We start from the raw sequence: 25,611 nt of genomic DNA, 5'->3' as shown, positions 1-25,611 counted from the left end.
GCGTCCGTGAACGCCCCCGGCGGCGCCCTGCATGTGGCGGAGGCGGGCGAGAGCGGCCCCCTGCTGCTGTGCCTGCACGGCATCGGCTCGTCGTCGGCCGCCTTCGCCCCGCAGCTCGCCGGACTCCGCGCACAGCTGAGGGTGGTGGCCTGGGACGCGCCCGGCTACGGCAGATCCCCCGACCCGCAGGGCCCGTTGGACCTCGACGGCTATGCGGACGCCGCCGCCGAGGTGATCCGCGCGTACGGTGCGTCGGCGCATGTCCTCGGCGTCTCCTGGGGCGGCGTCATCGCGCTGCGGCTCGCCACCCGCCACCCGGATCTCGTCGACTCGCTCGTCGTGGCCGATGCCAGCCCGGGCTCCGGGACGGATCCGGCGAAGGCGTCGGGGATGCGGGCGCGCGCCGCCGAGCTCGCCCGGCTCGGGCCGCGCGCGTTCGCCGGGCGGCGCGGCCCGCGGCTGGTGTCCGAGCGGGCTCCCGCCGAGCTGGTGGAGCGCGTCGTCGACACCATGGCCGCCGCCGTCCGCCTGCCCGGCTACGGGTACGCCGCCGAGTCCATGGCATCGGCCGACCTGCGCGCCGAACTGCCCGCCGTCACCGCACCCGTCCTCGTTCTGTGCGGCGAACAGGACCGCGTCACCGGCACCGACGCCGCCCAGGCCCTCGCCGGGGCCCTGCACAAGACCGCCTACGTGATCGTCAAGGACGCCGGTCACCTGGCCAACCAGGAACAGCCCGAGCGCTTCAACGCCTGGGTCCTGTCCCATCTCGACATCGTCACCACACAGCCGAACCGAGCAGACGAAGGACCGACACCATGCCTGTGACCACCACCGAGTACGACAACGGCGGCGACCTCGCCCGCTACACCGACTCCCTCATCGCCACCAAGGACTCGCGCGTCGCCGACTTCGACACCCTCTCCTTCCAGGAGAAGGCCGGCCCGCAGTACCGCCGCGGCCAGATCCGCTACGTCGGCTCCGGCGCCACCGGAAACCACGAGAACGACAACCGCATCCTCCCCTCCGGCGGCTTCACCTTCTCCAACATGCTGCTGCCGCCCGGCGCCGAGGGCCCCGAACACACCCACCACGACGTCGAGGAGGCGTTCTTCGTCCTGGAGGGACGCGTCCGGGTCGGCATCCACCGGGGCCCCGATGAGGCCGAGTACCGCACACTCGGCTACCGCGACATGATCGTCGTCCCGGCCGGCGTGGCCCGCTCGCTGAAGAACGAGGGCGACACCGACGCCCTGTTCTGCGTCGTCATCGGCACGCAGAAGCCGCAGGTGCCGACGTACCCGGAGCACTCGCCGATGCACGGCGTCACCCGTGACTGACCCGCGCACGGTCGTGATCACGGGGGCGGGCCGCGGCCTGGGACTCGCCATGGCCCGCCGCGCCGGCCGGGACGGCTTCCGGGTCGTCGTCGCCGAGCTGGAGAGCGAACGCGGCGCGCGGGCCGCCGAGGAACTGCGGGCCCAGGGCGCCGACGCCCACCACGTGCGGTGCGACGTGGCCGACCCCGCGTCGGTGGACGCACTCGCCGACGCCGTACGCGACCTCGGCCCCCTGCACGGACTCGTCAACAACGCGGCCCTCGCCAACGGCGTCGGCGGCAAGGAGTTCTGGGACATCGACATCGAGGCGTGGGACCGCCTGATGACGGTCAACGCCCGAGGTCCCTGGCTGGTGGCCAAGGCCCTGTACCCGCTGTTCGGCCCGACCGGCCGGATCGTCAACATCGCCTCGGACGCGGCGCTCTACGGCTCCCCACGCCTGGCCCACTACATCGCGTCCAAGGGCGCGGTCATCGCCCTGACCCGGGCCATGGCCCGCGAACTGGGCGACCGGGGCATCACCGTCAACGCCCTCGCGCCCGGCCTCACCGAGTGCGAGGCCACCGAGACCGTGCCGACCGAACGCCACGACCTCTACCGCACCGGCCGCGCCGTCTCCCGGCCGCAGGAACCCGAGGACCTCACCGGGCTCCTCTCCTTCCTGCTGGACGAGGAGTCCCGCTACCTCACCGGACAGGTGATCGCCGTCAACGGCGGCTTCACCATGAACTGACGTACAGGAGCACCACATCATGGATCTGGGCCTCGCCGACCGGACCGTCCTGGTCACCGGCGGCAGCTCGGGCGTCGGCCTGGCCACGGTCCGCGCCCTCATCGAGGAGGGCGCGCGGGTCGCGACCTGCGGACGGGACGCCGGCCGGCTCGCCGAGGCGGTGGCCGACCTCCGCAGCGACCGCCTCCTCACCGGGGCGTGCGACGTACGCGACGCCGACGCCGTACGGGACTTCACCCGGGCGGCCGTCCGGCACTTCGGCGGCCTCGACGGACTCGTGAACAACGCGGGGCAGTCCCGCATGAAGGGCCTCGACGACTCCACCGCCGAGGACTGGCGCGACGAACTCGAGCTGAAGTTCGCCGGCGTGCTGCACCCGCTGGCCGCCGCCCGGCCGCATCTGAGGGACTCGGACGCGGCGTCCGTCGTGAACGTCAACGCCGTCCTCGCCAAGCAGCCCGAGCCGCGCCTCATCACCACGAGCGCCGCCCGCGCGGGCATCCTCAACCTCTCCAAGTCCCTCGCCGCACAACTGGCCCCGGAGGGCATCCGGGTCAACTCCGTCTGCCTCGGCCTGATCGACACCGGCCAGTGGACCCGCCGGCACGCCGCCGCCGACCCCGGCCGGCCGTACGAGGACTGGCAGGCGGAGCTCGCCGCCGACCGGGGCGTCGCCCTGGGGCGCCTGGGCCGGGCCGAGGAGGTCGCGTACGCCGTCGTCACGCTGCTCTCGCCCCGCGCCTCCTACATCACCGGAAGCAGCATCGACGTCTGCGGCGGAGTCGGCCGCGGCATTCTCTGACCACCGAGGAGACCCACACATGCGTTACGACACCGGGGGCGATCTCCTCGTCGCCGTCCTGCGGGAGCTGGGCATCGACACCGTCTTCGGCATCGTCAGCGTGCACAACCTGCCGCTGGTCGAGGCCGTCGACCGGGAACTGCGCTTCGTCCCCGTACGCCACGAGGCGTCCGCCGTGAACGCCGCCGACGCCTACGGGCGGGCCCGCGGCACCATCGGCTGCGCCCTGACCTCGACCGGCACCGGCGCGGGCAACGCGGCCGGCTCGCTGATCGAATCCCTCTCCGCCGGCACGGCCGTCCTGCACATCACCGGGCAGGTGGAGTCCGCCCACCTCGGCAGCGGACGCGGCTTCATCCACGAGACCAAGGACCAGCTGGGCATGCTGACCGCGGTCTCCGCACACGCCGCGACCGTGCCGTCCGCCGAAGCGGCGGGCCGCGTACTGCGCATCGCGGCCCGCGCGGCACTCACCGACCCCGGCGGCCCGGCGAGCGTGGAGTGGCCGATCGACCTCCAGTACGCCCGGCAGACCGACACCGCGGGCCACGACACCGCCCCGGCCGCCCCGGCCCCCGCGGACGCCGAACTCGCCGCCGCCGGCGCCCTGCTCGCCTCCGCCCGGCGCCCCCTGATCTGGGCGGGCGGCGGCGCCGCCCGGGCGGGTACCCAGCTCGCCGGGCTGCTCACGGCGACCGGTGCCGGACTGCTCACCTCCAACTCCGGCCGCGGCGCCGTACCCGAGGACCACCCGCAGGTCGTCGGCAACTTCGCCACCACTCCCACCGGCCGCGCCCTGCTCGCCGACGCGGACCTGCTGCTGACCGTCGGCACCCACTTCCGCTCCAACGAGACCGCCGACTACACGCTCCCGCTCCCCGACGCCCACATCCAGATCGACCTCGACGCCGCCGCCCTCGGCCGCGTCCACCCGGCCCGCCACGCCCTGCACGGCGACGCGGCCGACACCCTCGCGGCCCTGCTCCCGCACGCCCGGCCCGCCGACCCGGACTGGACACCGCGCATCGCCGCCGACCGCGCCACGGTCCGGGCCGCGCTGCACGACGCCATCGGCCCGCAGGCCGCGATCTGCGACGCGCTCCACGCCGCCCTGCCCCGGCGGGCGGTGATCGCCCGCGACGTCACCATCGCGTCCAGCAGCTGGGGCAACCGGCTGCTGGAGATCCACGACCCCCGCGACAACGTCTTCCCGCGCGGCGGCGGCATCGGCCAGGGCCTGGGCATGGGCATCGGCGCCGCCCTGGCCCGCCCCCACGAACCCACCGTCGTCCTGGCCGGCGACGGCGGCCTCGCCGTCCACCTCGGCGAACTCCTCACCCTCGCCCAGGAGAAGCCCCGCCTCACCCTGATCGTCTTCAACGACGGCGGCTACGGCGTCCTGCGCAACATGCAGGACGCCCACCGTGAGAGGCGCTCCGGAGTCGACCTCGCCACCCCCGACTTCGGCCTCCTCGCGCGCGCCTGCGGACTGCCCCACGCCCGGATCGCCGCCGCCCAAGAGGCCGCCCCGGTCATCGCCGAAGCCGTCGCCGCCGACGGGCCCACGCTCGTCGAGGTGGACCTGGCGGCCCTCGGCCCCATGAAGACCCCCTTCACCCCACCCGTGAAGATCCCCACCCCGTAGGGAGGCGACTGCCATGAGCACCCAAGAGCCCCGGCTCGACCTGCTCGTCCACCGTATGACCTGGGAGGCCGACGGCGTCCTCTCCCTGGAGCTGACCCACCCCGACGGCGCCCCCCTCCCCGACTGGACCCCCGGCGCCCACCTCGACGTCGACGCCGGCGGACGGCTGCGCCAGTACAGCCTGTGCGGCGACCCCCGGGCGACCTCCGCCTACCGCATCGGCGTCCTCGACGCACCCGACTCACGCGGCGGCTCCCGCCACCTGCACACCCGGATCCGGCCCGGCGGGCGGCTCACCGTCTCCCGGCCGCGCAACCACTTCACCCTGGAGGACGCCCCGTCCTACGTCTTCCTCGCCGGCGGCATCGGCATCACCCCCCTCCTCGCCATGGCCCGCGAGGCCGCACGGCGCGGCGCCGCCTGGCGGATGGTCTACGGCGGGCGCACCCGCGCCTCGATGGCTTTCACCGACGAACTGGCCGCCCTCGACGGCGACGTGACGCTCGTCCCGCAGGACGAACACGGCCACCTCGACCTCGACGCCGCCCTCGACGGACCGACGGAGGACACCCTCGTCTACTGCTGCGGCCCCGAGCCCCTCCTGGCCGCCGTCGAGGAACGCTGCCCCGCCGGGCAACTGCGCCTGGAACGCTTCACCGCCCCCACCTCCCGGCCCGCCGGCGACGACACCGCCTTCGAGGTCGAGTGCCGCCGCTCCGGCCGCACCCTCACCGTCGGCCCCGGCACCTCCGTCCTCGAGGCCGCCGAGGACGCCGGCCTGACCGTCGACAGCTCCTGCCGCGACGGCATCTGCGGCTCCTGCGAGACCCGCGTCCTCGACGGCACCCCCGACCACCGCGACTCCCTGCTCAGCGAGGCCGAACACACCGCGAACGCCACGATGATGATCTGCGTCTCGCGCTGCGCCACCGGCCGCCTCGTCCTCGACCTGTAACCCGGAGGCCCCCATGACGCCCGACGCCTGGCCGTACCTGGACATCCACCAGTCCCGCACACACCGACCCACCCCCTACGAACGCCGGCTGGCCGCCACCCTCGAAGAGATCTTCACTCACGACGGCCACCAACTCGCCGACATCGTCGGCGGATTGAACACCCGCCAGGTCCACGCCCCCGACGGCGCCCCCTGGACCGAGGACACCTTCCGCGCCGAGATGCACCGCCTGGGAGCCTGAGATGACCCTGTCCACCCACGACACCGCCGCACACATCTACGCCACCGGCCTGCGCAACCAGTGGCACCCCGTCGTGCCCTCCCGCTTCGTCGCCCCCGGCGCGCTGCGCAAGGTCACCGCGCTCGGCGAGCAGTGGCTCCTCTTCCGCCGCGCCGACAACACCCTCGCCATGCTCGCCGACCGCTGCCCGCACCGCGGCGCACCCCTCTCCCTCGGCAGGCACCTCGGCGACCGCGTCGCCTGCTGGTACCACGGCGTCGAAGTCGAAACCGACGGCACCGTCTCCGCCGTCCCCGGCCTGCCCGGCTGCAACCTGGAGGGCAAGAAGCTCGTCACCTCCCTGCCCGTACGGGAGGCCGGCGGCGCGATCCTGGCGTACTTCGGCGACGAGGAGCACCCCGACCCGACCGAACTCACGCTCCCCGAACCGCTCACCGACCCCGCCACCGACGCGATCCTGTGCTACGCCGAGTGGAACGTGCCCTGGCGCTACGCGGTCGAGAACCTCCTCGACCCCATGCACGGCGCCTTCCTCCACCACGAGTCGCACACCATGTACGACGGCGACACCACCGCCAAGTTCCGCATCCGCGAGACCGACCGCGGCTACTTCTTCGAGAAGACCGACCAGCGGGGCGTGAACTTCGACTGGGTCGAACTGTGCCGCACCGGCGTCGACTGGGTGGACCTGGAGATCCCCTACCCCCCGTCGGCCGGCCCCGGCGGCCCCTTCGGCATCGTCGGCATGGTCCGCCCCGTCGACGAGAACCGCTGCGGCGTCTTCTTCTGGCGCTACCGCCGCGTCACGGGCTGGCAGCGCGACACCTGGCGCTTCCTCTACCGCACGCTCATCGAACAGCGCCACTGGCAGGTGCTGGAACAGGACCGGGTGATGCTGGAGGCCATGCCGGCCGACGCCGACCAGCGCGAGAACCTCTACCAGCACGACCTGGGCGTCGTCCGCCTCCGCCGCCTGTACCGGGCCGGCGCCGAACAGCAGGCCGCCGGTGACTGACCGGCCCCGGCCGAGTCAGTCCCCGGCCTCCGCCTCCAGGATGGACCGCTCCAGCTTCGACAGCAGCCGCGCCAGCTGACGGCACTCGGCGGGGGAGAGGCCGGCCAACATCCGCCGCTCGTTCTCCAGATGCTCCGCGAACAGCGCGTCGATCTTCGCCAGCCCCTCCTCCGTCAGCCGCGACCGCACCACCCGCCGGTCCTCGGCATCGCGCTCCCGCACGATCAGCCCGTCCTTCTCCAGCCGATCGATGCGCAGCGTGACCCCCGCCGACGAGATCAGCCCCGAATCCGCGAGCTGCCCCGCCGTACGCCGGAACGGACGACCCGCCCTGCGCAACGCCGTCAGCACATCGAACCCGGCCACCGACAGCCCGTGCGCCTCCACCGACGATGTCAGCCGCGCGCTGTAGCGCAGAAACGTCCGGTGCAGCCGCGCGAGCACCTCCAGCGGCGACGTGTCCAGCTCCGGCCGCTCCCGCCGCCAGTCCTCGATGATCGACGCCACCGCGTCCGGCCGCGCCGCCGACTTCCTGGCCATCGTGCCGTCCTCCCCAAGCTGCACCGCCGGACCCCGGCCCGGCTCCCGGTCACCACCAATAGTTTAGTGCTGAGAAGCCATGTGCCTAACCTTCCCGGGCTTCCCCGACCCCCGTGCACCGCCCGCCCGCCGTACGGCAGCATGACCCCATGCCCGCACTGCAGCGCGACGAGGCGCAGACCCGAGCCCGGCTCATCGACGTCCACCGCTACGAGATCGCCCTCGACCTCACCCAGGACGAGGACCACTTCGGATCCCGTACGGTCATCCACTTCACCGCCCGCGACAGCGGCGACACCTTCCTCGAGATCAAACCCGCCGCGCTGCACACCGTCACCCTCGACGGCCACCCGATCGACCCCGCCGCCCTCGACGACAACCGCCTCCCGCTCACCGGCCTGACCCCCGGCGACCACGAACTCCGCCTCGACGCACGCATGGGCTACTCCCGCACCGGCGAAGGCATGCACCGCTTCACCGACCCCGCCGACGGCGAGAGCTACGTCTACACCCAGCTCTTCCTCGACGACGTCCAACGCGTCTTCGGCGCCTTCGACCAGCCCGACCTCAAGGCCGTCTTCGCCCTCACCCTCAAGGCTCCCGAAGGCTGGACCGTCCTCGCCAACGGCATCACCGAACACCTCGGGGAAGGCACCTGGCAAGCCGCCCCCACCCCCCTCATCTCCACCTACCTCGTCGCCGTCGCCGCCGGCCCCTGGCACTCGGTACGCACCGAACACGCCGGACTGCCCTTCGGCATCCACTGCCGCCGCTCCCTCGCCCCCCACCTCGACGCCGACGCCGACGAAATCCTCGACCTCACCCGCCGCTGCTACCACCGCTACCACCAGATCTTCGACGAGCCCTACCCCTTCGACTCCTACGACCAGGCATTCGTCCCCGAATTCAACGCCGGCGCGATGGAGAACCCCGGCCTCGTCACCTTCCGCGACGAATACGTCTTCCGCTCCGCCGTCACCGAGACCGAACGCCAGACCCGCGGCGTGACCATCGCCCACGAAATGGCCCACATGTGGTTCGGCGACCTCGTCACCCTCCGCTAGTGGGACGACATCTGGCTCAACGAGTCCTTCGCCGAATACATGGGCTACCAGGTCCTGACCGAAGCCACCCCCTTCACCGGCACCTGGACCGACTTCGCCGTCGCCCGCAAGGGCTGGGGCTACGACGCCGACCAGCGCCCCTCCACCCACCCCGTCGCCCCCGCCCCCACAGACGTCCCCGACACCGCCTCCGCCCTCCTCAACTTCGACGGCATCTCCTACGCCAAGGGCGCCTCCGCACTGCGCCAACTCGTCGCCTGGATGGGCGAAAAAGCCTTCCTCACCGGCATCAACGACCACTTCGCCCGGCACCGCTTCGCCAACGCCACCCTCGCCGACTTCATCGACTCCCTCGCCCGCGCCACCGACCGCGACGTCCACACCTGGGCCGAACGTTGGCTGCGCACCACCGGAGCCGACACCCTCACCCCCGTCGTCGGCGACACCGGCGACGGCCACTGGACCCTGCGCATCGACCGGACCGGCAGCCAGGACGGCACCCGCCCCCACCACCTCACCGCCGGCCTCTACGACCAGGACCCCACCACCCCCGGCCGCCTCCTGCCCCGCACACCCCTGTCCTGCGACCTCCCGGGCGACACCACCCGCACCCTCCCCGGCCGCCGCCCCGCCCTGCTCCTCCTCAACGACCAGGACCTCACCTACGCCAAGGTCCGCCTCGACGCCGACTCCTGGGACACCGCCCTACGCGCCCTCTCCGCCCTCCCCGACCCACTGACCCGCGCCGTCGTCTGGAACGCCGCCCGCGACATGGTCCGCGACGGCGAACTCGCCCCCACCGCCTACCTCGACGCCGCCCGCGCCCACCTCCCGCACGAAACCGACCTCGCCGTCGTCCAGGGTGTCCTCGCCTTCGCCCGCACCCAGATCGCCGACCGCTACCTCCCCCCGGACCACCGCCACACCGCCCTGGTCACCCTCACCGCCATCAGCCGCGACCTCCTGCGCCGCACCGAAGGCCCCGCCCACGGCACCCACTCCGGCCTGCGCCTCACCGCCGTCCGCACCTTCATCGACAGCGCCACCACCCCCGAAGCCCTCCAGGACTGGCTCGACGACGGCAGCGTCCCCGGCAGCCCCCACCTCGACGCCGAACTGCGCTGGCGCATCCTCCGCCGGCTCACCGTCCTCGGCGCCGCACCCCTGGACCGCCTCCACGACGCCATCGACGCCGAACTCGCCCGCGACCCCAGCGCCACCGGCCGCCAGGGCGCCGCCCGCTGCCGCGCCGCCCTCCCCGACCCCGCCGCCAAAGCGGCCGCCTGGCAGGCCCTGTTCACCACCGACGACCGGGCCGCCCTCTCCAACCACCTCTTCACCGCCACCGCCACCGGCTTCTGGGCCCCCGAACAGCACGACCTGCTCACCCCCTACGTCGCCCGCTACTTCACCGACGCCCCCGCCCTCGCCGCCCACCGCGGCCCCGCCCTCGCCGCCGCCGCCGGCCGCGACGCCTTCCCCACCACCCACACCGACCCCGAGACCCTCCGCCTCGGCGAAGCCTGCCTCGCCGACGGAGCACCCACCCCCGCCCTGCGCCGCAAACTCGTCGACCAACTCGACGACCTGCGCCGGGCGTTGCACGTCCGCACCACCACCGGCCACCGCTGACCGGCCCGGCGCCCGGGTGCCGCCCCGCCGGCCGGCCACCGCCGGCGGCACCCGAACAACTGCGGCAGGCCCGTAACACAAAAGGGTGGCACCACCGCCCGTACGAGTGGTGGTGCGGCGACCGGCGCCTACGCACCGTGCAGGGAAAGTAACTTAGGGCGGCCTTGGTCCCGAACGGACCACCACCCGAACTCCCCCTGAAGAAGAGCGCATTGATCTCCGTGCCCCCTGCCGGTACCGCCCTCGCAGGCGGCACCAACGGCCCCCGCGCACTCCGCCCCCTCCTCGACACCGTCCTCGACGCCCTCACCACCGGCGCCGAGCACCGCGCCGGCCCCCTCCCACCGGGCGGACCCGACGCCGTCGCCCACGCCGTCCGCGCCGCCTGCGCACCCCTGCTCCCCACCGACGGCACCGGCGCCCACCAGGCCCTGCGCACCCTCGTCCACACCCTCGCGGCCGGCGCCGCCGACCCCGCCGACCCCCACTGCGCCGCCCACCTGCACTGCCCGCCGCTCGCCCTCGCCACCGCCGCCGACCTCGCCGCCGGCGCCCTCAACCCCTCCATGGACTCCTGGGACCAGGCCCCCGCCGCCTCCGCCCTCGAAGCCCTCACCTGCCGCGAACTCGGCGCCCTCGTCTACCCCCAGGCCACCGACCCCGACGCCCTCGTCACCACCGGCGGCACCGAGTCCAACCAACTCGCCGTCCTCCTGGCCCGCGAGGCCGCCCCGTACGGCTCGGCCACCGAACCCCACCGGCCCGCCACCCCCCTCCGGATCGTCTGCGGCGCCAACGCCCACCACAGCATCCACCGCGCCGCCTGGCTCCTCGGCCTCCCCGAACCCCTCACCCTCCCCACCCCCGACGGCGTCCTCACCCCCGACACCGTCCACACCTGCCTGGCCGCACTCACCGGACGGACCGGCCCCCTCCTGCTGACCGCCACCGCCGGCACCACCGACTCCGGCGCCATCGACCCCCTCCACGACCTCGCCGACGTCGCCGAACAACACGGCGCCCGCTTCCACATCGACGCCTCCTACGCCGGCCCGCTCCTCTTCAGCGACACCCACCACACCGCCCTGCGCGGCCTCGCCCGCGCCCACACCGTCACCCTCGACCTGCACAAACTCGGCTGGCAGCCGGTCGCCGCCGGCCTCCTCGCCGTCCCCGGACCCGCCACCCTCACCCCGCTCGCCCACCAGGCCGACTACCTCAACGCCGGCGACGACACCGAAGCCGGCCTGCCCGACCTCCTCGGCCGCTCACTACGCACCACCCGCCGCCCCGACATCCTCAAAATCGCCGTCACCCTCAAAGCCCTCGGCCGCACGGGCCTCGGCGACCTCGTCGACCGCACCCTCGGCGCCGCCCGCACCCTCGCCGACCTCATCGACGCCCACCCCCGCTACGAACTCCACTCCCGCCCCACCCTCTCCACCGTCCTCTTCCGCCCCACCGGCGCCGACCACGCCACCCTCGCCACCATCCGCCGCACCCTCCTCACCGACGGACTCGCCGTCCTCGGCCGCGCCACCACCCCCACCGGCCTCTGGCTCAAAGCCACCCTCCTCAACCCCCACACCCAACCCGGAGACCTCGCCACCCTCCTCGAACTCGTGGAAGGCCACACCCCCCGATGACCCCTCCCGACACCACCGGCCCCGACACCCCCCTCGACCTCGCCGGCATCGGCATCGGCCCCTTCAACCTCTCCCTCGCCGCCCTCGCCCACCCCCTCACCCACCTGCGCACCGCCTTCTACGACCAGCGCCCCGCCTTCCACTGGCACCCCGGCCTCCTCATCGAAGGCGCCACCCTCCAAGTCCCCTTCCTCGCCGACCTCGTCACCCTCACCGACCCCACCAGCCCCTGGACCTTCCTCAACTACCTCAAAACCCGCGAACGCCTCTACCCCTTCTACTTCGCCGAGCGTTTCCACATCCACCGCACCGAATACGACGCCTACTGCCGCTGGGTCAGCGAGAACCTCACCGGCCTCCACTTCCGCCACCAGATCGACGCCCTGCGCTGGAACCCCGAACGCCGCTCCTTCGAAGTCGACTTCACCCAACTCGACACCGACGGCGAAGCCGAAGCGCTCGGCCGCACCTACGCCCGCAACCTCGTCCTCGGCATCGGCACCGCCCCCCACATCCCCGAACCCCTGCGCCCCCTCGCCGACGCCCCCACCGTCCCCGTCCTCCACTCCGCCGACTACCTCGACCACCGCGAACGCCTCCTGGCCGCCGACCACATCACCGTCATCGGCGCCGGCCAGTCGGGCGCCGAGATCTTCCTCGACCTGCTCCGCGCCCGCCCCACCGGCCACGAAGGCCTCCACTGGCTCGCCCGCACCCCCGCCTTCGCCCCGATGGAATACAGCAAACTCGGCCTCGAACACTTCACCCCCGACTACACCCGCTACTTCCACGCCCTGACCGAACCCGTCCGCGACGCACTCGTCCCCGGCCAATGGCAGCTCCACAAGGGCATCGACCACGACACCCTCACCGCCATCCACGACGAGCTCTACCGCCGCACCCTCCACGGCAGCTGGCCCGACGCCACCCTCACCCCAGGCGTCCGCGTCCGCACCGCCGGCCGGGTCGGCACCACCAAGATCGAACTCCACCTCGACCACGCCGAACAGGGCACCCGCTCCCGCCTCAGCACCGAAGCCGTCATCCTCGCCACCGGCTACCGCGAACGCCGCCTCGACACCCTCCTCGGCCCCCTCGCCACCCACGTCCGCCGCGACCACTCCGGCCGCCCCCGCGTCGACGAACACCACCGCCTGGTCCTCGACCCCGCCATCACCGGCGCGATCTACGTCCAGAACGCCGAGACCCACACCCACGGAGTGGGCGCCCCCGACCTCGGCCTCGCCGCCTGGCGCAGCGCCACCATCCTCAACAACCTCACCGACACCCCCGCCTACCCCCTCCCCACCCGCACCGCCTTCACCACCTTCGGCCTCACCCCACCCCCCACCCGCCCCACCGGAACCGTCCCGCGCCAGGGCTCCACCCTCGTACCCCGCCGCTGACCACTCGCCCCACCGCCCCCGTCCGGCCGCCAGGACCCACGGGGCACGGACGGGAACGGCCCCCGCCCGCACCCCACAAGCCCCCAGGTCGCGAAAGAAGCCCGCCGGCCTCGGAAGCCGGCCGACCTCAGAACACCGGCACCCCGTCCCGCGTCAGCCTCCACCCCACCGACGCGAACACCGCCGGATCGATCCCCCCGCTCTCCTGCACCCACCCAATGATCAGATTCCGGATCTCGTCCGACGTCGACCACACCTGCCGCGCCGCCGCCACATGCGGGAAACCCCCACCCCCATTGGCCCGGTAATTGTTCACCGCCAACACGAACTCCGCCGTATCGGTCACCGGCTTCCCCTCGAACTCCAGCTTCCCGATCCGCTCACCCACCGGCCTCGCGACATCGATCTCGTACGACACCCCGCTCACCACGTCATAGTTGTAATCCGGCGTACCACCCGCATTCGTGAGCTTCGACGGATCCACCGGACCACCACCGGCCGTCTGCACGTAATACCGCGCCGAAAACTCCAGATACTCCCGCAACTGAACACCCGTCAGCACCCGTGCCTCCAGCGTGTTGTCGAACGGATACAGCGCCGCCATCGACCGGATGGTGACATCCCCCTCCGGAACCTCCGCAGTACGCGAAAAACACGACGCCTGCGACAGCACCGGCAACGCCGCCTCCGACGAACCCGCCAACGCCTTGCGCACCACCGCCGCCTGCACAAACGCGATGAAATCCAGAATCGGCGTGTCCTTCACCGGCGCCTCGGCTGCCGTCATCGCCACCTTCGACCGGCCGATCACCCGGTTCACATAGGCCACGACCCTCCGGTGCTCCGCCCGCAGCAACCCGGTGATCCGAACGTCCTGCGCCACCGCATTCGCGTTCAGGACCCGCGAGGCGACCGACCCCACCTCCCACCGGCCCCGCCGCCACTCCACCACCACATCGAACAGCGTCAGCCGCTGCCCCCACTTCAACGGCTCCGACAGCACCACCTCGCGACCCGACTCCCGGTTCACCACCCGCCGCTCGGGCACCTCCACATGCGCATGGCCCACCAGCACCGCATCGATCCCCGGCACCTGCTCCGCCACCAACACCGCCGCGTTCTCCACATACGGCAACTGATCCCCGTACGACGACGTACCGCTCATCCCCGAATGCGCCGCCACCAGCACCACATCCGCACCCATCGAACGCAGCCTCGGCACCCACTTCGCCGCCTGCTCCACCAGCCCCGGAAACGCCAGCCTGCCCTGCACATGCGCCTTGTCCCACAGCGCGATCCCCGGATTCGTCAACCCCAGCACCGCCACCGTCACCACCCGCCCACCGGGCGAACGCAACTGCTTCATCACATACGGCGGGAACGCCGGCCGCAACGACTTCGCATCCACCGCATTCGCACCCAGCAGCGGAAAATCACAGCTCTCCTCGAATTTCCGCAGCACCTCGATCCCGTAATTGAACTCGTGATTCCCCAGCGCCGCCGCGTCATAGCCGATCGCATTCATCGCCCGCGCCATCGGATGCACCGGGCCGTGCGGATCCGTGATCGGATCCACCTTCGCGTAGTAATACGCCAGCTGCGTGCCCTGAATCGTGTCCCCGGCATCGATCAGCAACGTGTTGTGCCGGCCCTTCTCCCGCCGCACATCCGCCACCAGCGTCGAAATCTTCGCCAGCCCCACATCATTGTGATCCGCATCATCGAACTCGGCGTCCGTGGCGTAGTCCCAGTTGAAGACATTGCCGTGCAGATCCGTCGTCCCCATCACCGTGAACGCATACCGCTCACCCCGCCCGGAGCCGCGGCCACCGTGCCGCTCCGCCTCCATGGCCGCCGCCGCCGGCGCACCCGCGGCCCCTGCCAGCACCGCCCCGGCTCCCGTCACCACAGAACTCCCCAGGAACTTCCTACGGTCCAACCCCATGCCGACTCCCTCGTACACACCCGGATGAACACGGACGCACACCGCCCCGGACACCGGGCGACGCGCGTAGATGACGCGCCGAGATTCTGACGCAACGACCCCCCACGCAACACCCCTCCACGCCCACCGCCGACAACACCCGCCCCTGATACGCCCCGATGTGCGATTCTCACCACCACATCCGAACGCCCGCGTCCCCCATCGAACGCCGACCACCCCACGCCGACCCCCGGCACTCCACCCCCGGCACCCCACCCCCGACCACCCCACACCGGAGCCGCCCCGCCATGACCGCCCCCCTCCACCACCGCACCACCCCCGACGACACCACCCCAGGACCCACCCCCCTCCCGTACGGCACACCCGACACCCCCCGCCTCGCCGTACGCGGCGAAGCCCGCCTCGAGGTCGACCCCGAGATCGCCCGCCTCTTCGTCACCGTCACCGCCCGCGGCACCGACCGCACCGCCGCCCTCGCCGACCTCACCCACCGCAACGACGAAGCCCTCGCCCTCATCAAGAGCTACGGCTCAGCCGTCGAACGACTCGAAACCGGCGCCTTCAGCGTCACCCCCCAGCTCACCGACAGAGGCCGCAACGAACGCATCCGCGCCTACCACGGCAGCGTCACCCTCACCGCCACCCTCAACGACTTCACCGCCCTCGGCGAACTCACCACCCGCCTCGCCGACCTCGACCTCACCCACGTCGCCGGCCCCTGGTGGAACCTCCGCCCCGACTCACCCGCCCACCGCGCCGCCCGCACCCAGGCTGTCCGCGAAGCCGTCCAACGCGCCCGCGAATACGCCGAGGCCCTCGGCGCCCGCCTCGACGCCATCGTCGAACTCGCCGACCTCGGCGCCGAAAACGCCCTCCCGCCCACCCCGCCCGCCATGTACGGCTACGGCGGCGCCCCACAGAACCCGGGCGGCGCACCCAGCACCCCCGCCCTCGACCTCCAGCCGCAACGCCAGACCGTCCACGCTCACGTCAACGCACGCTTCACCATGACCCGTCCCGCACTGTGAGACCAACCCGCACCGGACCGAAATTCCGCTCATCGGAGCACCTCGGCGCGCATTCCAATACTTGTCAACAGCCTTTCATCAAAAGGCCGTTGGGCAGTCACTTCTTCACAGTTCCCTACCGCCCGGTAAGTCATAGAGTCGAAACATGCGCCGAGCAAAGATCGTCTGCACACTTGGACCCGCCACCGACTCATACGAGCAGATCAAAGCCCTCGTGGACGCCGGAATGGACATCGCCCGCTTCAACCTCAGCCACGGCACCTACGCCGACCACGAAGCGCGCTACGAGCGGGTCCGCAAAGCATCCGAAGAAACCCACCGCAGCGTCGGCGTCCTCGCCGACCTTCAAGGTCCGAAGATCCGCCTCGGCCGATTCCGCGAAGGACCCGTACTTCTCGAACGCGACGACGAGTTCACGATCACCGTGGAACCCTCCGTCGAAGGCGACCGCCAACTCTGCGGCACCACCTACGACGGCCTCGCCGACGACGTCACCACCGGCGAACGCATCCTCGTCGACGACGGCAAGGTCACCCTCGAAGTCACCGGCGTTGACGGACCCCGCGTCCACACCAGGGTCATCGAAGGCGGCATGGTCTCCGACCACAAGGGCCTCAACCTCCCCGGCGTCGCCGTATCCGTCCCCGCCCTCTCCGAAAAAGACCGGAACGACCTCCGCTGGGCCCTGCGCACCGGCGCCGACATCATCGCCCTCTCCTTCGTCCGCAGCGGCCGCGACATCGAAGACGTCCACCGCATCATGCGCGAAGAAGACCGCATGCTCCCCGTGATCGCCAAGGTCGAAAAGCCACAGGCCGTCGACAACATCGACGACATCGTCGCCGCATTCGACGGCATCATGGTCGCCCGCGGCGACCTCGGCGTCGAGATGCCCCTGGAAACCGTCCCCATCGTCCAAAAGCGCGCAATCAAGCTCGCCCGACGCAACGCCAAGCCGGTCATCGTCGCGACCCAGATGCTCGACTCGATGATCGACAACTCCCGGCCCACCCGCGCCGAAGCCTCCGACGTCGCCAACGCCGTCATCGACGGCACCGACGCCGTCATGCTCTCCGGCGAAACCAGCGTCGGCAAATACCCCACCGAAACCGTCAAGACGATGAGCCGTATCGTCGAGGCCGCCGAAGAGGACCTCCTCGCCAAGGGCCTGCCGCCCCTCACCGTCAAGAGCAAGCCCCGCACCCAGGGCGGCGCCGTCGCCCGCGCGGCCGCCGACATGGGCGACTTCCTCGGAGCCAAGTTCCTCGTCGCCTTCACGCAGTCCGGCGACACCGTCCGCCGCCTCTCCCGCTACCGCTCCCCGATCCCCCTCCTGGCCTTCACCCCCGACCCGGCCACCCGCTCCCAGCTCAACGTCAGCTGGGGCGTCGAGACCTTCCTCGGCCCCACCGTCGACTCCACCGACGAAATGGTCGCCCAGGTCGACGAGCAACTCCTCAAACTCGGCCGCTGCCAGAAGGGCGACGTCGTCATCATCACCGCCGGCTCCCCGCCCGGCATCCCCGGCTCCACCAACCTCGTCCGCGTCCACCACATCGGCGAGGACGATTCCCCGAAGTAACCCGTAGGTGCGCCCCGTATGCGCTGGGCCGAGGTATCTGACTGCCGTCCCTGTCAGTACTTCGGCCCGATGTGTCGGTCCATGAGCGCCACGGAGCCCTTGCTGGCCACGGAGATGTTCTGGGCCTTTCGCGCCTGGTGTGTGGCCCTCCACGCGACCCCGACCTTGTCGAGGGTGTCCGTGAAGAGGCGGATGATGTCGGTAGACGTATTCGTGAAGAAGTACCGCGGGTATGCGTAGCGCTTGAGCTCCCCGCCCACGATCCGCGTTGTCCAGTTGGTCATCCGGCAGCCGTCGGAGTGGATGAGTCCACGTAGAAGCTCCCAGGGATGCTCGGCCACGATCCGCTGTTGCCAGGCTTCGAGGGCGATCGGCCGCTCGTGTTTCTTGCCGGGGCCGTGCTGGGGGAAGAGGCAGGGCCAGTGGCGGCTGTAGCTCGTCACCATGACGCAGCCTTGATTCTGGACGATGCACACGCTGTTCGCCGGACGCACCGCCTTGATGGCCTCACGGCACGCCGTGATCAACCCCGGCCATGCGTCCGCACCCGCGACGCGGAGCGCGTACCCGCGCCGTCCGGGCTGTCTGCTGATACAGCCGTCGCCGAGATAGAGGCCGAGTAAGTACGCGTACGCCATGGCCGCGTCAGGTGGTCGCGGTACCGGCTCACACCTCGGGCATTCGGCTTTGCGGGAGACCGGCGCGATCCTGGTCTGCCAGGAGCGGATTGCATAACGGGAGATCCCGGTCTGCCTGCTGACGGAGTTGAGGCTGCGGCCTTGGCCGACGAGAGCGAGGGCCTGTTCGCGCTTGTGGTGATCGCACATACATACGAGGATCACGCGGGATGCGCGTCAGGGGCACCCATTCGGGCTTATGTTCGCCTCATTGGGCGAACCTTCGCTCTTCGCGAGTGACCTTGGAAACGAAGGCAAAAGTGCCCCGGGTCGGACTCGAACCGACACTGTATGGGTTTTGAATCCATTGCCTGCTGCCAATTGGGCTACCGGGGCCAACGGAATCCAAGGTTAATACCTACCTGCTGTGGGACCACCCTACAGGAGATAGGTAGGCTCATGGGGCACCACCTTCCTGGAACGAGGAGTCCCGTGAGCGCCGCCGAGCCCGAGCAGCCTGTCGCCGACGACGATCAGTCGCACGTCCCGCCGCTGACCACCCGCGTGGTGATCGCCGAAGACGAGGCCCTCATCCGTCTCGACCTCAAAGAGATGCTGGAGGAAGAGGGCTACACCGTCGTCGGTGAGGCCGGGGACGGTCAGAAGGCCGTCGAGCTGGCTCGGGAGCACCGGCCGGATCTGGTGATCCTGGATGTGAAGATGCCGGTCCTGGACGGGATCTCGGCGGCCGAGCAGATCGCCGAGGAGAGCATCGCCCCGGTGTTGATGCTCACCGCGTTCTCGCAGCGTGAGCTGGTGGAGCGGGCGCGGGACGCGGGCGCGATGGCGTACCTCGTGAAGCCGTTCTCCAAGAGCGACGTGGTGCCGGCGATCGAGATGGCCGTGAGCCGCTTCACCGAGCTGAAGACGCTGGAGAAGGAGGTCGCCGACCTCAGCCAGCGGCTGGAGACGCGCAAGCTGGTGGACCGGGCGAAGAGCATTCTGCAGACGCAGTACGGGCTGACCGAGCCCGCCGCGTTCCGGTGGATCCAGAAGACGTCGATGGACCGGCGGCTGTCCATGCAGCAGGTCGCGGAGGCGGTCATCGAGGACGCCGAGGAGAAGAAGCAGAAGGACCAGAAGGACCAGAAGGACCAGAAGGACCAGTAGTGCTCGGTGGAGCGTGTGAGCGGCCCCGTACCGGTGATCGATCCGGTGCGGGGCCGCTCGCGTGGTGCGGGGTGTGGGTGGTTCAGTCCTCGCCCAGGTAGGCCTTGCGGACGGATTCGTCGTGCAGGAGGTGTTCGCCGGTTCCGGAGAGCACGATGCGGCCGATTTCCATGACATGTCCTTGGTCGGCGAGGGAGAGCGCGGCTTGGGCGTTCTGCTCGACGAGGAGGATCGTGGTGCCTTGGGAGCGGAGTTCGCGGATGGTCTCCATGATCTTCTGCATCATGATCGGTGAGAGGCCCATGGAGGGCTCGTCGAGCATGAGGAGTTTGGGGCGGGACATCAGCGCGCGGCCCATGGCGAGCATTTGCTGTTCGCCGCCGGAGAGGGTGCCGGAGGCTTGTTTGCGGCGTTCTCCGAGGATGGGGAAGAGGTCGTAGACGCGCTGGATGTCCTTTTCTATGCCGCCGGTGTCCTTGCGGAGGAAGGCTCCCAGCTGGAGGTTCTCCGCGATGGTGAGGCGGGGGAAGAGACGGCGGCCCTCGGGGGAGTGGGCGAGGCCGCGTTCGACGATTTTGTGGGCGGGGACGCCGTTGAGTGGTTCTCCGTCGAAGGTGATTTTTCCGGCGAGGGGTTTGAGGAGTCCGGAGAGGGTGCGCAGGGTGGTGGTTTTTCCTGCGCCGTTGGTGCCGATGAGGGTGACTGCCTGGCCGGCTTCGACGGAGAAGGAGATGCCCTTGACGGCTTCGATCTTGCCGTAGGCGACGCGGAGGTCCTCGACTTCGAGTAGTGCGGTCATGGGGTGTCTCCGGTGTGTGCGTCGGTGGGCCGGTCCGCCGCGTCGGTCGTGTCCGCTGTTTTCGTGGGGGGCGTCGTTTCTGTGGGGGGCACCGTTTTCGTGGGGGCCTCGGTTTTCGTGGTGCCCGCCGGGGGTGGCGTTTCGGAGGGTCCCGTTGTGTCGTCGAGGGGTGTTCCGAGGTAGGCGGCGACGACGCGTTCGTCGGCTTGGACGACGTCGGCGGTGCCTTCGGTGAGTTTTTGGCCCTGGACGAGGACGGCGACGCGGTCGCAGAGGTTGAAGATGAAGCGCATGTCGTGCTCGATGACGAGGACTGCGGTGCCCTGGTCGCGGATGGCGAGGACGAGGTTCTGGGTGGCGCGGGTTTCCTGGGGGTTCATGCCCGCGGTGGGTTCGTCCAGGAGGAGGAGTCCGGGGTCGCTGGCGAGGGCGCGTGCGATTTCGAGCTTGCGTTGTTCGCCGTAGGGGAGGTTGCGGGCGAGGTGGTCGCGTTTGTGGGCGAGGCCGGTGAACTCCAGGAGTTCCATGGCGCGTTGTTCCGAGGTGCGTTCGGCCTTCTTGAAGCCGGGCCCGCGGAGCAGGGCTGACCAGAGGCCCTCTTTGGTGCGGGTGTGGCGGCCTACGAGGACGTTTTCCAGGACGGTCATGTTGGCGAAGAGGCGGATGTTCTGGAAGGTGCGGGCGACGCCGGCCTGGGTGACGAGGTGTGGTTTGCGGGAGAGCCGGGTGCCTCGGTAGCTGACGGTTCCTTCGGTGGGGACGTAGAGGCCGGTGAGGCAGTTGAAGAAGGTGGTTTTCCCGGCGCCGTTGGGGCCGATGAGGCCGACGATTTCGCCGGCGCCGACGGTGAGGTCGACGCCGCGTACGGCGGTGAGTCCTCCGAAGCGCATGGTGACGCCGACGGCTTCGAGGACGGTGGCGGTGGCGGTGGTGGGTGTGGTCATGGTGTCGTCACGCCTTTGCCTGGGTGGCGCCGAGGGTGGTGTCGGTGTCGGGGAGGCGCTGGTCGGGGACGTCGAGCTGGCCGGTTTCGTGGAACTCGAGTTGCTTGCGGCGGTCGGGGATGAGTCCTTCGGGCCGGAAGCGCATCAGCAGGACGAGGGCGATGCCGAACAGGAGCAGTTGGTAGTCCTGGAGGAAGTCGAGTTTGGCGGGGATGAGGAAGAGCAGGGCCGCGCCGACCAGGGGGCCGCTGAGGGTTCCCATGCCGCCGAGGATGACGGCGGCGAGGAGGAAGGCGGAGTTGGGGGGTTGGGGGCCGGCGAACTGGAATTGTTCGGGGGTGGCGGTGGTTACTACGTGTGCATGGACGGTTCCGGCGAGTCCTGCGAGTGAGGCGCCCAGGGCGAAGGCGAGCAGGCGCAGGCGGAAGGAGTTGATGCCCATGGCGATGGCGGCGGTTTCGTCTTCGCGGATGGCGATCCAGGCGCGGCCGATGCGGGAGGCGGCGGCGCGGCGGAAGACGAGGACGACGAAGGCGGTGACCAGGATCATCAGCAGGTAGTAGTTGCCGTAGGTGGCGACGGGGATGCCGAGGATGTGGTGGGGCTCGCCGAAGTTGAAGCCGAGGATTTCGAGGTTGGGGATGTTGGGGATGCCCATGGCGCCGTTGGTGATGTCGGGGCCGGTGGTGCCGTTGAGGTTGAGCATGGCGATGCGGAAGATTTCGCCGAAGCCGAGCGTGACGATCGCGAGGTAGTCGCCGCGCAGTCGGAGGGTGGGGGCGCCGATGAGGACGCCGAAGACGAGGGAGGCGGCGGCGCCGGTGAGGAGGGCCGCCCAGAAGGGGAAGTGGAAGCCGAGGGCGGATTCGGGGGAGCCGGAGACCAGGGCGGCCGCGTAGGCGCCGACGCCGAGGAAGGCGACGTAGCCGAGGTCGAGCAGGCCGGCGAGGCCGACGACGACGTTGAGGCCCAGGGCGACGGTGGCGAAGATCAGGATGTTGGCCCCGATGATCGTGTATTGGTCGGTGTCCTGGGTGAAGGGGAAGAGGGCGGCGGCGATGAAGGCCGCGCCGAGGGCGACGCCGCGATGGGAGTGGGTGAGCGCGGTGAGGCGTGCGATGAGGCCGGCCCGGTGGAGGGCGGGGAGGGCGAGGACGACGAAGAGGAGGTAGCCGACGAAGGGTGCGCCGTCGTCGGTGTCGATGCCGTAGGTGAAGGCGAGGAGCCCGGTGGCGAAGGCGGCCGTGATGATCAGGATCTCGGCCCAGGCGGGGAGTTCGCGGGTGCGGCGCCGTACGGGTGTGGCGGCGAGGGCACCGGTGAAGCGTTGCCAGGGGGTGGCGGGGGTTGTGGTGTCCGGGGTGTCGGGGGGTAGGGCGAGGGCGCCGAGGAGGGTGACGAGTGCGGTGGCGCCGGCGACGAAGCCGCCGGCTTCGAGGTTGATGAGGCCGCCGAGCTGGATCGCGATGGCTCCGAGGGTGAACCAGGTGGCGGCGAAGGTGGCGAGGGCGGCCAGGAGGACGGGGGCGTTGCGTCCTGCGGGGGTGAGCCATTGCAGGCCGCGGGTGCCGAGTCCGGCGGTGGCCAGCAGGAGGGTGAGGACGCCGCCGACGAGGGTGACGACCTGGAGTCCGGCGGGCGATGCGTAGTAGGTGAGGTCGCCGGGGAAGTCGCTGCTCCAGGTCCAGGCGAGGCCGGTGGAGGCGGCGGTGGCGAGGGCGCCGGCGGCGGTGGTCAGCCGTGCGGTGCGTTCGGGTAGCGGGAGGAGGCCCGGGGCGGTGGTGTGGGTGGTGTCGGTGGTCATCGCTATCACGCCCGATCCGCGACGCGTTCGCCCAGCAGCCCTTGTGGCCGTAGGAGGAGTACGAGGATGAGGAGGACGAAGGCCCAGACGTCCTTCCAGGCTCCGCCGCCGAATTGCTGCATGCCGGGGATCTCTTCGATGTAGGCGGTGGCGAGGGCTTCGGCGATGCCGAGGACGACGCCGCCGAGCATGGCGCCGTAGATGTTGCCGATGCCGCCGAGGACGGCGGCGGTGAATGCCTTGAGGCCCATGATGAAGCCCATGCGGAACTGCACTTCGCCGGTGCGCAGGCCGTAGGCGACGGCGGCGACGCCGGCGAAGGCGGCGCCGATGGCGAAGGCGAGGACGATGATGCGGTCGGTGTTGATGCCCATGAGCTTGGCCGTGTCGGGGTCCTGGGCGGTGGCCTGCATGGCGCGGCCGCTGCGGGTCTTGGCGACGAAGAGGCCGAGGGCGATCATGCAGGCGGGGGCGGCGACGAGGACGAAGAGGTCGCCGCGTTGGACGGTGGCGCCCAGGATGTCGAAGGAGTGGCCTTTGAACTGGGGGAAGACGCGGGCCTGTTTGCCGTCGGGGTACCACTTCCAGATGGCCTGTTGGAGGGCGATGGACAGGCCGATGGCGGTGATGAGCGGTGCGAGGCGGGGTGCGCCGCGTAGCGGCCGGTAGGCGAAGCGTTCTGCGGCGACGCCGACGAGGACGGACACGGCGATGCCGCCGATGAGCATGATCGGCAGGGCGAGGGCGAGCGAGGTGCCGGTGGGGAGGGCGAGGTGGACGCTGAGTGCCCCGAAGCCGCCGACCATGAAGATCTCGCCGTGGGCGAAGTTGATGAGCTGGACGATTCCGTAGACCATCGTGTAGCCGATCGCGATGAGTCCGTACATCGCGCCGAGGATGAGTCCGTTGGCCAGCTGTTGCGGCAGTTCGGTCACCGCAGGGCCTCCGTTGGGTGTGAGGGTTCCGGTACCGCTGGAAGTTGACGGGGTGGCGGTGTGCCGTGGCCGCGCCAGGGGTGGTTGCGCCCTGGCGCGGCACGGTGGTGGGCCGTGCGAGCGGTCAGCTCTTGTCGAACTTCTTGAATTCGGCGCTGAAGCGGGCGGTCCAGTTGCCCTTGTCGACCTGGTAGGCGGTGATCATGGTGTTGGTGGTGTCGCCGTACTTGTCGAAGGCGACCTTGCCGGTGACGCCGTCGAAGGTGACCTTGTTCATGGCCTCGACGACCTTGCCGCGGGCGTCGTCGGGGAGTGTGCCGTCGTTGTCGGCGACGGTCTTCTTGACGGCCTGGATGATCGACCAGGTGGCGTCGTAGGTGGAGCCGCCGTAGGCCTCGTAGGCCTCCTTGAAGCCGGCTGCTTTGTAGTCGGCGATGAACTTCTTGGCGGAGGCGAGTTGTTCGACGGGCTTGCCGACGGAGGAGGCGTAGTCGCCCTGTGCCTTTTTGTTGAGCTTGATGTAGTCGCCGCTGTACATGCCGTCGCCGCCCATGAGGGGGACGGTGACGCCGCCGTCCTTGAGCTGCTGGCTGAGTGGGCCGGAGGCGGGGTATTCGCCGCCGTAGAAGACCAGGTCGGGCTTGGCGGACTTGACCTTGGAGACGACGGCCTTGAAGTCGCGGTCGTCGGGGCTGATGTGCTCGGTGCCGGCGATCTTGCCGCCGAGCTTGCTGAACTGGTCCTTGAAGGAGGAGGCGAGGCCGACGCCGTAGGTCTTCTGGTCGTCGATGACGTAGACCTTCTTGACCTTCATCTTCTCCCAGGCGTACTGGCCGTCGAAGGCGCCCTGGACCTCGTCGGTGGTCGCGGTGCGGAAGTAGGTGGGGAACTGCCGGGCGCGCTTGTTCTGCCGCCAGTCCTTGCCCTGTGTCAGGTCGGGCGTGGTGTTCGCCGGGGATATGAGTGTGACGTTGTTCTGCTTGGAGACCTGCTGCATGGACTGGGCGACGCCGGAGTTGAGCGGGCCGACGATGCCGAGGACGTCCTTGTCGCCGGCGAGTTTGGTGGCGTTCTGCTGGCCGACGTTGGGGAGCGCTTTGTCGTCGAGGGCTTCGAGTTTGAAGGTGATGCCCTTGACCTCGCCCGCCTTGTTGGCGGTGTCGACGGCGAGCTGGGCGGAGTTGCGGATGCCCAGGCCGAGGGCCGAGAGCTCGCCGGTGGTCGGGGCGTCGAGGCCGATGACGACGGTGGTCTTCGAGCCGTCGCCGCTCTTGTCGTCGCCTCGGGAGCCGCACGCGGAGAGCGTGAGGGCGCCGGTGGCGACCGCGGTGGTGAGAATGATCAAGGAACGGTGACGCACGATCAGTCCTTTCCCTGGCGCGGCCACGGCTGTCGCATGGCCGTTTCGCGCGGGCTGTACGGAGGGGTACAGCGGCCGTGCTCGCAGCGCGCCCCTCGGCGCGGTGACTGGCGGTGAACTCTAGAGCGCAGTTCGGCGCCCCGGCAGAGGCGCTGTGCAGGATGTGACGCTCTTGTTATGACCTGCGATGAGCGTTATGCCCTCATGCTCCTTACACGCTGGGGCGAACGCGGTGCGGAAGGCGAACTTGCACTTCCCCGCGGGAAACTGGTCCGGGCGGTCGGTGCGCCGTCCGGAAAGCGGACGTGGTGGGCGAGGGGGTGGCAACGCCGTTGCGGGGCCGGGGAGATGGCGCCGGTGCGGGATGAACGGCGTGTTACGCAGTGTGACGAAAATGCGTGCGGCCCC

The 25,611-nt window shown here is 70.5% G+C and carries 21 protein-coding genes, 1 tRNA gene and 1 pseudogene; 14 read left to right on the top strand and 9 right to left on the bottom strand.

Going from position 1 to position 25,611, the window contains the following annotated elements; translation table 11 throughout:
• Positions 1-6 precede the first annotated feature (6 nt).
• From ACGFML_RS27700 to ACGFML_RS27665, 8 genes are read left to right on the top strand one after another with little or no spacing between them, the layout of a single operon-like run.
• Positions 7-828, top strand: a complete 822-nt coding sequence (locus tag ACGFML_RS27700) for an alpha/beta fold hydrolase (protein WP_393548431.1) — start codon at positions 7-9, stop codon at positions 826-828.
• Positions 819-1,340: a cupin domain-containing protein gene (locus tag ACGFML_RS27695; protein WP_393548147.1), complete on the top strand. Its 522-nt coding sequence runs from the start codon at positions 819-821 to the stop codon at positions 1,338-1,340. The genes ACGFML_RS27700 and ACGFML_RS27695 overlap by 10 nt, the downstream gene beginning before the upstream one ends.
• The gene (locus tag ACGFML_RS27690) at positions 1,333-2,073 is read left to right on the top strand and encodes an SDR family oxidoreductase (protein WP_393548145.1); all 741 of its coding nucleotides are present in this window, start codon (positions 1,333-1,335) and stop codon (positions 2,071-2,073) included. Before ACGFML_RS27695 ends, ACGFML_RS27690 begins: the two co-directional genes overlap by 8 nt.
• Positions 2,074-2,092: 19 nt before the next feature.
• The gene (locus ACGFML_RS27685) at positions 2,093-2,875 is read left to right on the top strand and encodes an SDR family oxidoreductase (RefSeq protein ID WP_393548143.1); all 783 of its coding nucleotides are present in this window, start codon (positions 2,093-2,095) and stop codon (positions 2,873-2,875) included.
• A gap of 19 nt (positions 2,876-2,894) precedes the next feature.
• Positions 2,895-4,520 (top strand): thiamine pyrophosphate-binding protein, encoded by a 1,626-nt coding sequence (locus ACGFML_RS27680; protein WP_393548141.1) that lies wholly within the window; start codon positions 2,895-2,897, stop codon positions 4,518-4,520.
• A gap of 13 nt (positions 4,521-4,533) precedes the next feature.
• Positions 4,534-5,475, top strand: coding sequence for a PDR/VanB family oxidoreductase (locus ACGFML_RS27675; RefSeq protein ID WP_393548139.1), 942 nt, complete (start codon positions 4,534-4,536; stop codon positions 5,473-5,475).
• Between the two features lie 13 nt (positions 5,476-5,488).
• The gene (locus ACGFML_RS27670) at positions 5,489-5,716 is read left to right on the top strand and encodes a recombinase-like helix-turn-helix domain-containing protein (RefSeq protein ID WP_393548137.1); all 228 of its coding nucleotides are present in this window, start codon (positions 5,489-5,491) and stop codon (positions 5,714-5,716) included.
• A 1-nt stretch (position 5,717) separates the two neighbouring features.
• Positions 5,718-6,731 carry a Rieske 2Fe-2S domain-containing protein gene (locus ACGFML_RS27665; protein WP_393548135.1) on the top strand — a complete coding sequence of 338 codons (1,014 nt, stop codon included), beginning with the start codon at positions 5,718-5,720 and terminating at the stop codon, positions 6,729-6,731.
• A 15-nt stretch (positions 6,732-6,746) separates the two neighbouring features.
• On the opposite strand, the gene ACGFML_RS27660 is transcribed toward ACGFML_RS27665, so the two are convergent.
• Entirely contained in the window at positions 6,747-7,271 is a 525-nt protein-coding gene (locus ACGFML_RS27660) for a MarR family winged helix-turn-helix transcriptional regulator (RefSeq protein ID WP_393548133.1), read from the bottom strand.
• A gap of 149 nt (positions 7,272-7,420) precedes the next feature.
• Here ACGFML_RS27660 and pepN point away from each other — a divergent pair.
• From pepN to ACGFML_RS27645, 3 genes and pseudogenes are all read left to right on the top strand, one after another.
• Positions 7,421-9,967 (top strand): annotated as a pseudogene (pepN, locus tag ACGFML_RS27655) (aminopeptidase N).
• A 215-nt stretch (positions 9,968-10,182) separates the two neighbouring features.
• Positions 10,183-11,613: a pyridoxal phosphate-dependent decarboxylase family protein gene (locus tag ACGFML_RS27650; protein WP_393548429.1), complete on the top strand. Its 1,431-nt coding sequence runs from the start codon at positions 10,183-10,185 to the stop codon at positions 11,611-11,613.
• Positions 11,610-13,019 (top strand): lysine N(6)-hydroxylase/L-ornithine N(5)-oxygenase family protein, encoded by a 1,410-nt coding sequence (locus ACGFML_RS27645; protein ID WP_393548131.1) that lies wholly within the window; start codon positions 11,610-11,612, stop codon positions 13,017-13,019. The genes ACGFML_RS27650 and ACGFML_RS27645 overlap by 4 nt, the downstream gene beginning before the upstream one ends.
• 127 nt (positions 13,020-13,146) lie before the next feature.
• On the opposite strand, the gene ACGFML_RS27640 is transcribed toward ACGFML_RS27645, so the two are convergent.
• Positions 13,147-14,964 (bottom strand): bifunctional metallophosphatase/5'-nucleotidase, encoded by a 1,818-nt coding sequence (locus ACGFML_RS27640; protein WP_393548129.1) that lies wholly within the window; start codon positions 14,962-14,964, stop codon positions 13,147-13,149.
• A 287-nt stretch (positions 14,965-15,251) separates the two neighbouring features.
• Between ACGFML_RS27640 and ACGFML_RS27635 the strand changes: the two genes are divergently transcribed.
• Both ACGFML_RS27635 and pyk read left to right on the top strand, forming a co-directional pair.
• On the top strand, positions 15,252-15,992 hold the full coding sequence (locus tag ACGFML_RS27635) for an SIMPL domain-containing protein (RefSeq protein WP_393548127.1): 741 nt from the start codon (positions 15,252-15,254) through the stop codon (positions 15,990-15,992).
• A 145-nt stretch (positions 15,993-16,137) separates the two neighbouring features.
• Complete coding sequence (gene pyk, locus ACGFML_RS27630) at positions 16,138-17,574, top strand: pyruvate kinase (protein ID WP_393548125.1); 1,437 nt, start codon at positions 16,138-16,140, stop codon at positions 17,572-17,574.
• A 53-nt stretch (positions 17,575-17,627) separates the two neighbouring features.
• On the opposite strand, the gene ACGFML_RS27625 is transcribed toward pyk, so the two are convergent.
• Both ACGFML_RS27625 and ACGFML_RS27620 read right to left on the bottom strand, forming a co-directional pair.
• Positions 17,628-18,401 carry a transcriptional regulator gene (locus ACGFML_RS27625; protein WP_393548123.1) on the bottom strand — a complete coding sequence of 258 codons (774 nt, stop codon included), beginning with the start codon at positions 18,399-18,401 and terminating at the stop codon, positions 17,628-17,630.
• Between the two features lie 111 nt (positions 18,402-18,512).
• Positions 18,513-18,587, bottom strand: a tRNA-Leu gene (locus ACGFML_RS27620).
• A 96-nt stretch (positions 18,588-18,683) separates the two neighbouring features.
• Here ACGFML_RS27620 and ACGFML_RS27615 point away from each other — a divergent pair.
• The gene (locus ACGFML_RS27615; protein ID WP_393548121.1) at positions 18,684-19,361 is read left to right on the top strand and encodes an ANTAR domain-containing response regulator; all 678 of its coding nucleotides are present in this window, start codon (positions 18,684-18,686) and stop codon (positions 19,359-19,361) included.
• Positions 19,362-19,443: 82 nt separating this feature from the next.
• Here the strand turns inward: ACGFML_RS27615 and ACGFML_RS27610 are convergent, their stop codons facing one another.
• From ACGFML_RS27610 to ACGFML_RS27590, 5 genes are all read right to left on the bottom strand, one after another.
• Positions 19,444-20,160 carry an ABC transporter ATP-binding protein gene (locus ACGFML_RS27610; RefSeq protein WP_393548119.1) on the bottom strand — a complete coding sequence of 239 codons (717 nt, stop codon included), beginning with the start codon at positions 20,158-20,160 and terminating at the stop codon, positions 19,444-19,446.
• Positions 20,157-21,104: an ABC transporter ATP-binding protein gene (locus ACGFML_RS27605; RefSeq protein WP_393548117.1), complete on the bottom strand. Its 948-nt coding sequence runs from the start codon at positions 21,102-21,104 to the stop codon at positions 20,157-20,159. Before ACGFML_RS27605 ends, ACGFML_RS27610 begins: the two co-directional genes overlap by 4 nt.
• A 7-nt stretch (positions 21,105-21,111) precedes the next feature.
• A complete protein-coding gene (locus tag ACGFML_RS27600; protein ID WP_393548115.1) occupies positions 21,112-22,908 on the bottom strand; it encodes a branched-chain amino acid ABC transporter permease in 1,797 nt (598 codons plus the stop codon).
• Positions 22,909-22,913: 5 nt separating this feature from the next.
• Positions 22,914-23,843 (bottom strand): branched-chain amino acid ABC transporter permease, encoded by a 930-nt coding sequence (locus tag ACGFML_RS27595; protein WP_393548113.1) that lies wholly within the window; start codon positions 23,841-23,843, stop codon positions 22,914-22,916.
• A gap of 124 nt (positions 23,844-23,967) precedes the next feature.
• Positions 23,968-25,188, bottom strand: coding sequence for a branched-chain amino acid ABC transporter substrate-binding protein (locus ACGFML_RS27590; RefSeq protein ID WP_393548427.1), 1,221 nt, complete (start codon positions 25,186-25,188; stop codon positions 23,968-23,970).
• Positions 25,189-25,611: the final 423 nt, after the last annotated feature.

Origin of the sequence: Streptomyces sp. NPDC048650, from assembly GCF_043199095.1 — a bacterium.
In the GTDB taxonomy this organism is placed as follows: Bacteria; Actinomycetota; Actinomycetes; order Streptomycetales; family Streptomycetaceae; genus Streptomyces.
This window is presented reverse-complemented; position numbering and strand designations above follow the sequence as displayed.